Here is a 10,797-nt window from a genome sequence, read left to right on the forward strand (position 1 = left end):
AGTATCTTCTCAAGGCGACCGGAAGCGGTGGAAGCCGACTTCCTTCAGTGTCCTCGAGTTGTGCGGAACCTTTTCGGTGCCTGCACCAACACAGGTTAAGCGAAAAGAATAAGGTCCGGCACCGCGCGAAAGCGTACGAACGCCGGGTTTTTGACAGAAAATGTCAAGTCTTCACTGCGCCCAGATCATGGAACAAAACCGAAAGAGCCCACCACGGCGGTGAACCGGGCGGGCCGAGTCTCGGGAGGAACGCTTGATGCACGGGAGATCAACCGCGCGGATCGCATCGGGTTCATCCGGGTGCCGACGCGCAGCCGCGAACCCGCACGGCGACGCCGCGCCCTCGATCCTCCGGGGCCGGAGGCCGGATCGCCGCCTCAGGCCTCTTCGATCAGCCGGGCATACTCGGCTTCGGGGACGCCGTAGCTGTCTCCCGCCACGGCCAGCAAACCGGCACGGTCCAGCACGACGATCCGGCCCCGACGCGCCCGGATCAGCCGGTTGCCCTCCAGAAGCTGCAGCGCCAGCGTCACGGTCGTGCGCTGAACGCCCAGCATGTATGACAGGAAATCATGGGTGACCGCGATGTCGTCGCCGATCACCCGGTCGTGGCACATGAGCAGCCAGCGGGTCAGCCGCACCTCGATGTTGTAGCTCGCGTTGGCGAAAGCCGTCTGCGCGGTCTGGATCAGCAGGGTCTGGACGAAACGGAGCAGCAGACGACGCAGGGCCGGGCTGATCTCGGTGGCCGCCAAGATCTCCGGCGCCCCGATGGCGAGCATCTCGCCCGCGTTCTGCACGAAGTGATCGTAGGGCGTGCGGTCGCTGCCGAGCAGCACCGGCGTCGCGCCCACGACGCCCTCGGGTCCGATGATGCCCACCTCGATCTTGCCCAGGCCCGCCGTGGTGATCGAGGCGTACCCCGTCTCGGGAAAAAACAGGTCCCGGACCGGCAGGTAAGGCTCGATCAAGCCTTGGCGCATCTCCGTCGCCATCGGGCGCAGATGCGGTTGAAGCAGCGCGAAATCATCCGGTGAGAGACGTTTGAGCAGGCGGTTGCGGACAGCGGATTGCTCAATCAGCGACACGGCCCCGCCCCCTCGATCGAGAGCACATAAAATCTCCCATCGACCCGTTCTCAGGAATATATACAAAATCTCGCTGAACTATCCGTACGATGACGCACAAAGGCAACCCTACGGAAAGATATGTCGGGTAGTCGACATTCGCGTAGTGTCGGATACCACACCAAAGGCAGGCGATGATGTTCATCGCCTGTGAAACAGAATTATATATATAACACTCTACCTGTCTTCGGGGCAGATTACCGGCTGCTCCGAGAGTATTTTAAGGGTTTGTTGATTCTTGGGACGGAGGCGGGTCTTCACTGCCTGTCAACCAGGTGGATTACTGCCTCGGTTTTCTACGAAGCGATTGCTGCCGGAGTTCAGGGGCCGAGGGGACATGACAGGTTCTCACCCGCATGATGCAGTCAGACGCGCCGCTTGCCGCGAGGCCTGGAAAGGCTCTCTGACGGACCCTCGGTCATGATCCCGGATCGGCGCACGGTGCAGGTCCCGTTCCTGCGCCCGGATCCATCGGCGCGCAGCAGCGCCGGTACGCTGATCCGACGGCTCGAGCAGTTCGCCCCCCTGGAGGAGGCGGGGCGGGCTGCCCTGGAGCGGCTCGCCGGCACGGCCTCCACGGTGGCGGCGCGAACCGACCTGATCCGGGAAGGGGAGACCCCGAAGGGAATCTTCATCATCCTGGACGGTATCGCCTGCCGCAGCAAGCTCCGGCGGGGCGGCGCCCGGCAGATCACCGCCTACCTGATCCCCGGCGACTTCTGCGACCTCGACCTCGCGCTGCGCCCGCGCATGGACCACACGGTCTCCACGATCTCGACCTGCCGGGTGGCGCATCTCGACTTCTCCAGCATCCAGCGACTATCGGGGGAAGCCGGAAATCTCGTCCAGACCATGCGGCGCGGAACGCTCGTGGACAACGCGACGCTGCGGGAATGGCTGCTGAACATCGGCTCCCGCAGTGCCATCCAGCGCATCGCACACCTGTTCTGCGAGATGCTGACGCGCTTTCGCGCCGTCGGTCTGGCGCAGGGGGACGGCTACGAACTGCCGATCTCGCAACTCGACCTTGCGGACACCACCGGCTTGTCGACCGTGCACGTCAACCGCACCCTGCAGGAGCTGCGGCGCCAGGGCCTGATCGAATTCCGCTCCCGAAGCCTGATGATCCGCAACCTCACGCATCTGCAAATCCTCGCGGAGTTCGATCCGAGCTATCTCTCGCTGCAGGACTCCGCCGCCGCCTGACGAATCTTGCGCGCGGAGCGCCGGGAAACGAAAACGCCCTCGCCTTCGTAGGAAGGCGAGGGCGGTGTTTCACAGACCTTCGCGCGGCGAAGAGCGAAGGGAAACCGAGGTCTGACTCGGGACTCAATCGATGGGGCGGGCGACCGGATCAGCGGCGCGGATGTCCTCGGGGAGCGACGCGAAGTCCACGTAACCGGCTTCCCGCGCCATGGCATCGAGGGCCGACGTCGCGTCGCAGGCGCTGCCGGTCCACAGGATCGCACCGTTAGTCTTCTGGCGAATCTCGAAGATGCTCATGATCCGTTGCCTCGGGCTTGAAATGATGATCGACCTGAAAACGTGGCCGAGTGGCGAAGGTTGCATGCCCGGGCCCCCGAACAAGCGCGATCGTTCCCTTCGGCCCGGGACCGCGAACAGGAGCCCGAGGCCTTGAAAACGCCGGCCTCTTCATGGAGGCCTTGGGGTGCCGTCGACGCCCGCTTCGAGACCCGTCCGCCATGTGCCGCCATCCCACCCTTCACGCCGGCGCCATGGCCCTCCTGGCGGCTCTCTCCGGGCTCGCCCTGGGCGGGGCCCGGGCGGCGGAGGGTCCGGCCGTGCCCGATCCGGCCGCGGTCGCCCCAGCCGTGACCGTGGCGCTCGCCGCCCCGCGCGAGGTGGTCGAGCGAGCGGTCGTCACGGGAACGCTGGTGCCGCGGGACGAGATCCTGGTGGCGCCGGAGGTCGAGGGCCTGCGCATCACCGAACTCCTGGTGGAGGAGGGCGCGCAGGTCGCGCGCGGCCAGCCCCTGGCCCGGCTCTCCCTGGAGATGGTCCTCACGCAGGAGGCGGCCAATGCCGCCGCCATCGCCAAGGCGCAGGCCGCGATCCTCCAGGCCCGCAGCCAGATCGTGCAGGCCGAGGCCGCCCAGGTGGAGGCGAACCTCGCCCTGGAGCGCACCCGCAGCCTCATCCGCACCGGCAACGCCACCGCGGTGACCCTGGAGCAGCGCATCTCCACGGCCCAGGCCAACGAGGGGCGCCTCGGTGCCGCCCGGGGCGGCCTGCAATTGGCGGAAGCCGACCTCGCAGCGGCACGCGCGCAGGGGGCCGAGATCGCTCTGCGCCGCACCCGCGCCGAGATCCGGGCGCCGGAAGCCGGGATCGTGAGCCGGCGGACCGCCCGGATCGGCGCCACCGCCACGGCCGCCGGCGAGCCGATGTTCCGCCTGATCGCCCGCGGCGAGATCGAACTCGAGGGCGAGGTCCCCGAGACCTGGATGCCGCGCCTGCATGTGGGTGACCCGGCCCGCCTGGACTGGGACGGCGGACGCACCCTCCTGGGCCGGGTCCGCCGGATCGACCCGGAGATCGACCGCGCGACCCGCCTCGGCCGGGTCCGCATCAGCCTCGATCCCGATCCGACCCTGCGCATCGGCGCCTTCGCGCGGGGCAAGGTCGAGGTCGCCCGGCGCACCAGCGTGGCCGTCCCCCTCTCGGCCCTGCTCTACGGGGCGGATGGCGGGGCCAGCGTCTTCGTGGTCGCCGACGCGCGGGTCGAGGCCCGCACGGTGGTGCCGGGCCTCTCGGCGGAGGGCGCCATGGAGATCCGCTCGGGGTTGAAGGCCGGGGAATCGGTGGTGGCCCGCGCCAGCAGCTTCCTGCGTGACGGCGACCGGGTCCGGGCCGTGGTTCCGTCCCCCGTGACGCCGACGCCCGCCAAGGCGGCCGATGCCGCCCCTCGCTGATCGGACGAAACCATGCGCCTGAACATCTCAGCCTGGGCGATCCGCAAACCGATCCCCTCGATCGTGCTGTTTCTGGTCCTGGTGGTCCTCGGGCTCGTCAGCTTCCGGGCGCTGCCGATCACCCGCTTTCCCAACATCGACATCCCCATCGTCTCGGTCCAGGTGCTGCAATCGGGCGCCGCGCCCTCGGAGCTGCAGACCCAGGTCACGAAGGTGATCGAGGACGCGGTGGCGGGGGTGAAGGGCGTCAAGCACGTCATCTCGACGATCGCGGAGGGTGTTTCCAGCACCACCATCGAATTTCGCCTGGAGGTGAACAGCGACCGGGCGGTCAACGACGTCAAGGACGCCATCTCGAAGGTGCGGGTGAACCTGCCCCGCACCATCGAGGAGCCGATCATCAACCGCGTCGAGATCGCGGGCCTGCCGATCATGATCTACGGCGCCTCGGCGCCCGCGATGACGCCGGAGGACCTGTCCTGGCTCATCGACGACGTCATCGCCCGGCAGGTGCAGAGCGTGAAGGGCGTCGGCGGCGTCGAGCGCCTCGGCGGCGTCGCCCGCGAGGTCCGCGTGACCCTGAAGCCGGACCGCCTGCTGGCCCTCGGCATCACGGCGGCCGACGTGAACCGGCAGCTCCGTCTCACCGCCGCCGACATGGCGGGCGGGCGCGGCGAGCTCGGCGGGCAGGAGCAGTCCATCCGGACGCTCGCCGGGGCGGCCAGCCTCGAGACCCTGGCCGAGACCTCCATCATCGTGCCGGGCGGACGCAAGGTCCGCCTCGACGAACTCGCCACCCTGGTGGACGGCTCGGAGGAGCCGCGCACCTTCGCGCGCTTCAACGGCGAGCCCGTCGTCGCCTTCGCGATCTCGCGCTCCACCGGCGCCAGCGACGCAGAGGTCGCCACCGGGGTCGCCAAGCGCATCGCCGAGCTTGGGATCCGGCACCCGGGCGTGCGCTTCGACCTCATCGACACCTCCGTCATCAACACGGTGGGCAACTACCACTCGGCGATGTTGAGCCTGGTGGAGGGGGCGGCGCTGGCCGTCATCGTGGTGTTCCTGTTCCTGCGCGACTGGCGCGCGACGCTCATCGCCTCCATCGCCCTGCCGCTCTCGGTGCTGCCGACCTTCTGGATCATGAGCAGCCTCGGCTTCTCGCTGAACGCCGTCAGCCTGCTGGCCATCACCCTGGTGACGGGCATCCTCGTCGACGACGCCATCGTGGAGATCGAGAACATCGTCCGGCACATGCGGATGGGGAAATCCCCCTACCGCGCCGCCCTCGAGGCCGCCGACGAGATCGGCCTGGCCGTCATCGCCATCACGGCGACGATCATCGCGATCTTCGCCCCCGTCTCCTTCATGAGCGGCATCGCGGGCCAGTACTTCAAGCAGTTCGGCCTCACCATCGCGGCGGCCGTGTTCATGTCGCTGCTGGTGGCGCGCCTGATCACGCCGCTGCTCGCCGCCTACTTCCTGCGCGACCACGGCCCCGACCACACCCGCGAGGGGCCGGTGATGCGGTGCTATACCCGCGTGGTCGCATGGTCGGTGCGCCACAAATTCATCACCCTCGTGCTGGGGCTCGCGTGCTTTGCCGGCTCGATCATGTCCACCGGCCTGCTGCCGGCGGGCTTCCTGCCGGCGGAGGACGCCGCCCGCACCATCTTCGTGGTGGAGCTGCCGCCGGGCGCGCGCCTCTCCGACACAACGCGGGTCAGCGACGGCCTGGTGGACCGCATCCGCGCCCTGCCGGAGGTGCGCAGCGTCTTCGTCGACGGCGGCCGTCAGCTGCCGGGCAAGAAGGAGGTCCGGCTCGCGACCTTCACCATCAATCTCACCCCGAAGAACATGCGGCCTCGCAGCCAGAAGCAGGTCGACATCGCCATCCGGGCGATCCTGCACGACGTACCGGACATCCGCTTCTGGGCCCTGCGCGAGGGCGGGCAGCGCGACGTCACCCTGATCGTGTCCGGCCCCGACAAGGCGGTGGTGGCCGACACGGCGGCGCGGCTTCAGCGCGAGGCGGCGGGCGTACCCCACCTCGTCAACGTGCTCTCGACCGCCCCCCTCGACCGCACCGAGATCCGCATCCGCCCGAAGGCCGGCATCGCCGCCGAGCTCGGCGTTTCCACCGACCTCATCGCCGAGACCGTGCGGGTCGGCACCATCGGCGACATCGGCGCGAATCTCGCCAAGTTCAACACCATCGATCGGCAGGTGCCGATCCGGGTGCAGCTGCCCGAGCGCCTGCGCGGCGACCTCGACCAGCTCGAGACCCTCAAGGTCCCGGTCAAGGGCGGGGGCGCGGTGCCGCTCTCCACCGTGGCCGACCTCAGCCTCGGGCGCGGCCCCACCGCCATCGACCGCTACGACCGCGCCATCCGGGTGGCCCTCGAGGCCGACATGGAGGGCTCGGACGCGCTCGGCTCCCTCATCGACGCGATCCTGGCCCTGCCCGCCGCCAAGGACCTGCCGCCGGGCGTCACCATCCGGCAGACCGGCGACGCCGAGGTGATGGGCGAGGTCTTCGAGGGCTTCGCGCTCGCCATGGGCGCCGGCCTCATGATGGTGTTCGGCGTGCTGGTGCTGTTGTTCGGCAACTTCCTGCAGCCGTTGACCATCCTGTTCTCGCTGCCGCTCTCCATCGGCGGCGCGATCCTGGGCCTGCTCATCTTCCACATGCCGATCTCGATGCCGGTGGTGATCGGCATCCTGATGCTGATGGGCGTGGTGACGAAGAACGCCATCATGCTCGTCGATTTCGCCGTGGAGGAGATGGCCCGCGGCGTCGACCGCGCCACCGCGATCGTGGATGCGGGCCGCAAGCGCGCCCGGCCCATCGTGATGACCACCATCGCCATGGCGGCCGGCATGGTGCCCTCGGCCATGGCCCTCGGCATCGGCGGCGAGTTCCGCGCGCCGATGGCGGTCGCGGTGATCGGCGGCCTCATCGTCTCCACCGGCCTGTCGCTGATCTTCGTGCCGGCGATCTTCGTCCTGGTGGACGATCTCTCGGGCCTGTTCGTGCGCCTGTTCGGCCGCTTCGTCGGCGCGGTGGACGAGCCCACCGAGGGCGAATTCGCGCTGCCCCGGCCGCATTCCGCCAACGACCCGAAATCGATCCTGCCGCCGCGCATCGCCGCCGAGTAATACGGGCCCGCGATGAGCCTGACTCATCGAGGTCCGCCCGCGCGGCGGCGCGGCGGCGGTCGTGCGCCGGCCCTCGGGGAGGCCGACCTATGGGTCAGGCTCCCTGAGACCTGGGACAAGTCGGCAACGGGCATCCGAAACGACGAAGGCCCGGACCTCGCGGTCCGGGCCTTCGTCGTCGCGATAGTTGGAATCGCCGGAGCGATCAGCCCTCGCTGCGCTCGGCCAGACGGCTCGCGGCGAAGCAGAGGCCGCCGGCCACGATGAAGAGCACCACGAAGGTCTTCACGGTGGCGTAGAACAGCGCCGGCTCGATGCCCGCATCGGTATAGAGCACCGCACCGATGGCGAAGATCGGCAGGAGCAGGAGGATCAGGAGCGGGGTCAGCGGGCTGTTCATGGGGCTCAACCTCTTCGGGACCCGGCGCACCGGCCCATGTGGCGTTCACTGCGCCCCTCATAGCATCGCGGTACGGCGCCCGCCAAGCGTGTGCGGTCAAGCTCGGATGCGGTCAAACATCCCGCATCCGTTGCCGGATCGCTCTCGGGTCAGGCCGGAATCCGAACCGTGGCGCGCAGGCCCCCGAGGGGGCTGTCGTGCAGGCCGACATCGCCACCATGCGCCCGGGCGATGTCGCGGGCGATGGACAGGCCGAGGCCGGAGCCGCCGGCATCCTGGCGCGCGTCGTCGAGGCGCACGAAGGGCTTGAACACCTCTTCGCGCTGGTCGAGGGGGATGCCCGGCCCGTCGTCGTCGATGGAGACCAGGAAGGAGCGCGCCTCGCGCCGGCCCGTGATGGCCACGGTCTCCCCGTAGCGGGCGGCGTTCGCCGCGAGGTTGAACAGGCAGCGGCGGATCGCGTCCGGCCGCAGGGTAACGTGGGGATGATCCTCCATCTCCACCGCCTCCACATGGGCGCCGAGGCGCTCCACGTCGGTGCGCAGATCCTCCAGCAGCGCCCGCATGTCGGTGGGCACTGCCACCTCGCCGGAATCGCCCCGCGCGAAGGCGAGGTAGGCCTCCAGCATCCGGCTCATCTCGTCGACGTCGCGTTGCAGGTCTTCGACCTCCGGCGTCTGCTCCACGAGGGCGAGGGAGAGCTTGAAGCGCGTGATGATGGTGCGCAGGTCGTGGCTGACCCCGTTGAGCATCGTCGTGCGCTGTTCCATCGCCCGCTCGATGCGTCGCTTCATCTCGATGAAGGCGTGGCCCGCCTGCCGGACCTCGCGGGCGCCGCGGGGACGGAACTCGATCTCGCGGCCCTTGCCGAAGCTCTCGGCCACCGCGGCGAGGCGCAGGATCGGCTTGATCTGGTTGCGCAGGAACAGGATCGCGACGCCGAGGAGCACCAGGGAGGAGCCGCTCATCCAGAGCAGGAAGATGTGCGAGTTCGAGGCATACGCCATGCTGCGGCGCGCCGTGACGCGCATGACCCCGTCGGGGATCGAGACCCGGATCTCGATCAGGCTGGAGCGGCCCACCGTGTCGATCCAGTAGGGCCGGCGGATCTGGCGGCGGATCTCGTCGGAGAGCGCCTCGTCGAGGATCGAGAAGAACGGGCGCGGGCCGGCGGGCGGGAGCTTGGCACCCTTCAGGATGTCGACATCGAGGTTGAGCCGGTCGTTGGCGATCCGGGTCAGGGTCTCGGAGTCCTTGTCCTGCGGGTAGCTCTCGTAGACGTCGATCAGCGCGGCGACGTCGGCCGTGACGGCGGCCGAGAGGCGGCGGGTCACGAGCTGCCAGTGACGCTCCATGAACGTGTAGGCGATCACCGACTGGAGCAGCACCACCGGCGCGATGATGATGATCAGCGAGCGGGCATAGAGACCCTTCGGCAGCACGTCGCCGATGGCCCGGGCCACCCGGCGCCAGATGCGGGGGCGGCGGGGGAGGGCGGCGAGCCATGTGGCGGTGCGCCCGATCAGGCCGGTGGCGGCCATGGTCTCAATCGACCGCGAGGCGGTAACCGACACCCCGCACCGTCTGCAGGAACAGGGGATTGGCCGGATCGACCTCGGTCTTGCGGCGGAGCCGGTTGATCTGCACGTCGATGCTGCGCTCGGCCGCGAGCCCGCCCCCCCCGGCCAGGGCCTCGCGCTCGACGTTGCCGCCCCCGGCCTGGGCCAGGATGGTGAGGATCTCGCGCTCGCGCTCGGTGATGCGGATGGTCTCGTCCGCGCGGCGCAACTCGCCCCGATCGATCCGGTAGGAGAACGGCCCGAAGGTCACGGTGTCGTGGCCGACGGCCTGACCCTCGCCACCCGCGCTGCGGCGCTTGATGATGTTGGAGAGCCGCAGGATGAGCTCGCGCGGCTCGAAGGGCTTGGGCAGGTAGTCGTCGGCGCCGATCTCCAGGCCCATGACCCGATCGTTGGGGTTCGAGCGCGCGGTGAGCATCAGGATGGGTACGCGGGAGGATTTGCGCACCTCGCGCGCATAGTCGAAGCCGCTCTCGCCGGGCATCATCACGTCGAGCACGAGGGCGTCGAACACGAAGCACTGCGCCTTGGTGCGGGCCTCCGGCACGTTGCCGGCCGAGGTGACGCGAAAGCCCTGCTCGAAGAGGAAGCGCGCCAGAAGCTCGCGCACCCGGCGGTCGTCGTCCACCACCAGGATGTGGGGGGCGTGGTCGGGAAGCTCCGTGCCCCCCCGGGGGCTCGGTGCCGCCATCAGGCGGCGCTCCGGACGCGCCGCGCCATCAGCCGGCGCACGGCCGCCCGGGCGTCGGGCTCGATCATCCCGAACAGGAAGCTCTCGGCCGAGGGCTGCGCCGTGTGCCCGGCCTCGGCGTCCGCCAGGGCACGCGCCACCCGCCGGCTCTGCACCCGGATGAGGTCGCCCGCCAGGACCGTGCCGGCGGCCGTGCAGAACAGGAGCCGCTGGCGGCGGTCGTTCGTGCCGGTCTTCTGGGTGATGTAGTCCTGCTCGATCAAGTCCTTGAGCACCCGGTTGAGACTCTGCTTCGTGATGCGCAGGATATCCAGGAGTTCGGCGATCGTGAGGCCCGGATAGCGGTCCACGAAATGCAGCACCCGGTGATGCGCCCGCCCGAAGCCGTACTGCGCCAGGATACGGTCCGGATCGCCGACGAAATCCCGGTAGGCGAAGAACAGCAACTCGATGAGGTCGTCGCCGGACCCGCCGGTCAGGGCCGGGTCCTCGAAATCGGCATCGGGCATCGCGCGGGCTGTCACGTCGGGAGCGGCCTGAAATTACGTCAGTGTTGTTGACATGTTTCAGCCGAGCCGGGAGCCGTCAAGCCATCGCCGCCGTTTGGCCACCGCCGATCCTCGTCCAGTCGCTCCATTCCCGGCCCCCGAGGCCCTGGGACACCCTGCCACGGGGACGGCTCCGCAGCGGAAGGCTCGCGCCGGAACCCGCCCCGGAGCCCCGCGTTTCCAGAACAATTCGGGAACAAGAGGATTTCCATCGTGGCGAACACCCAGACTTCCAAGGCTCAGACTTCCAAGGACCAGACTTCCAAGGCTCAGACTTCGAAGAGCGACACTTCCAAAGCCCAGTCTGCCGCGAATCGGGCGGACGCCGCCGAGACCAATCCGAAGACCGACCCGAAGGACAC

General features: G+C 68.9%; 9 protein-coding genes. 3 read left to right on the forward strand and 6 right to left on the reverse strand.

Annotation, left to right across the window (positions count from 1 at the left end; translation table 11 throughout):
- Positions 1–377: 377 nt before the first annotated feature.
- Positions 378–1,088 (reverse strand): Crp/Fnr family transcriptional regulator, encoded by a 711-nt coding sequence (locus K2X24_RS16760; protein ID WP_292499476.1) that lies wholly within the window; start codon positions 1,086–1,088, stop codon positions 378–380.
- Positions 1,089–1,547: 459 nt separating this feature from the next.
- On the opposite strand from K2X24_RS16760, the gene K2X24_RS16765 reads away from it, so the two are divergent.
- Positions 1,548–2,333 carry a Crp/Fnr family transcriptional regulator gene (locus K2X24_RS16765; protein WP_292499477.1) on the forward strand — a complete coding sequence of 262 codons (786 nt, stop codon included), beginning with the start codon at positions 1,548–1,550 and terminating at the stop codon, positions 2,331–2,333.
- A 123-nt stretch (positions 2,334–2,456) separates the two neighbouring features.
- On the opposite strand, the gene K2X24_RS16770 is transcribed toward K2X24_RS16765, so the two are convergent.
- On the reverse strand, positions 2,457–2,630 hold the full coding sequence (locus tag K2X24_RS16770) for a hypothetical protein (protein WP_292499478.1): 174 nt from the start codon (positions 2,628–2,630) through the stop codon (positions 2,457–2,459).
- Positions 2,631–2,830: 200 nt separating this feature from the next.
- Here K2X24_RS16770 and K2X24_RS16775 point away from each other — a divergent pair, with 200 nt between their 5' ends.
- Together K2X24_RS16775 and K2X24_RS16780 are read left to right on the forward strand one after the other, a co-directional pair.
- Positions 2,831–4,060: an efflux RND transporter periplasmic adaptor subunit gene (locus K2X24_RS16775; RefSeq protein WP_292499479.1), complete on the forward strand. Its 1,230-nt coding sequence runs from the start codon at positions 2,831–2,833 to the stop codon at positions 4,058–4,060.
- A 12-nt stretch (positions 4,061–4,072) separates the two neighbouring features.
- The gene (locus tag K2X24_RS16780) at positions 4,073–7,216 is read left to right on the forward strand and encodes an efflux RND transporter permease subunit (protein ID WP_292499480.1); all 3,144 of its coding nucleotides are present in this window, start codon (positions 4,073–4,075) and stop codon (positions 7,214–7,216) included.
- 205 nt (positions 7,217–7,421) lie between these two features.
- Here the strand turns inward: K2X24_RS16780 and K2X24_RS16785 are convergent, their stop codons facing one another.
- The 4 genes from K2X24_RS16785 to K2X24_RS16800 form a co-directional block, all read right to left on the reverse strand.
- Positions 7,422–7,616 (reverse strand): hypothetical protein, encoded by a 195-nt coding sequence (locus K2X24_RS16785; protein WP_292499481.1) that lies wholly within the window; start codon positions 7,614–7,616, stop codon positions 7,422–7,424.
- A 149-nt stretch (positions 7,617–7,765) separates the two neighbouring features.
- Entirely contained in the window at positions 7,766–9,157 is a 1,392-nt protein-coding gene (locus tag K2X24_RS16790) for an ATP-binding protein (RefSeq protein ID WP_292499482.1), read from the reverse strand.
- A gap of 4 nt (positions 9,158–9,161) precedes the next feature.
- Positions 9,162–9,887, reverse strand: a complete 726-nt coding sequence (locus tag K2X24_RS16795) for a response regulator (protein WP_292499483.1) — start codon at positions 9,885–9,887, stop codon at positions 9,162–9,164.
- A complete protein-coding gene (locus K2X24_RS16800; protein ID WP_238279266.1) occupies positions 9,887–10,396 on the reverse strand; it encodes a MarR family transcriptional regulator in 510 nt (169 codons plus the stop codon). The genes K2X24_RS16795 and K2X24_RS16800 overlap by 1 nt, the downstream gene beginning before the upstream one ends.
- Positions 10,397–10,797: the final 401 nt, after the last annotated feature.

Source organism: Methylobacterium sp., assembly GCF_019750675.1.
Taxonomy (GTDB): Bacteria; Pseudomonadota; Alphaproteobacteria; order Rhizobiales; family Beijerinckiaceae; genus Methylobacterium.

Excerpts from the sequence above, each read along its gene's own strand:
- K2X24_RS16765 (WP_292499477.1), top strand. The coding sequence starts at position 1,548 with ATGATCCCGGATCGGCGCACGGTGCAGGTCCCGTTCCTGCGCCCGGAT.
- K2X24_RS16770 (WP_292499478.1), bottom strand. The coding sequence starts at position 2,630 with ATGAGCATCTTCGAGATTCGCCAGAAGACTAACGGTGCGATCCTGTGG.
- K2X24_RS16775 (WP_292499479.1), top strand. The coding sequence starts at position 2,831 with ATGTGCCGCCATCCCACCCTTCACGCCGGCGCCATGGCCCTCCTGGCG.
- K2X24_RS16780 (WP_292499480.1), top strand. The coding sequence starts at position 4,073 with ATGCGCCTGAACATCTCAGCCTGGGCGATCCGCAAACCGATCCCCTCG.
- K2X24_RS16785 (WP_292499481.1), bottom strand. The coding sequence starts at position 7,616 with ATGAACAGCCCGCTGACCCCGCTCCTGATCCTCCTGCTCCTGCCGATC.
- K2X24_RS16790 (WP_292499482.1), bottom strand. The coding sequence starts at position 9,157 with ATGGCCGCCACCGGCCTGATCGGGCGCACCGCCACATGGCTCGCCGCC.
- K2X24_RS16795 (WP_292499483.1), bottom strand. The coding sequence starts at position 9,887 with ATGGCGGCACCGAGCCCCCGGGGGGGCACGGAGCTTCCCGACCACGCC.
- K2X24_RS16800 (WP_238279266.1), bottom strand. The coding sequence starts at position 10,396 with ATGCCCGATGCCGATTTCGAGGACCCGGCCCTGACCGGCGGGTCCGGC.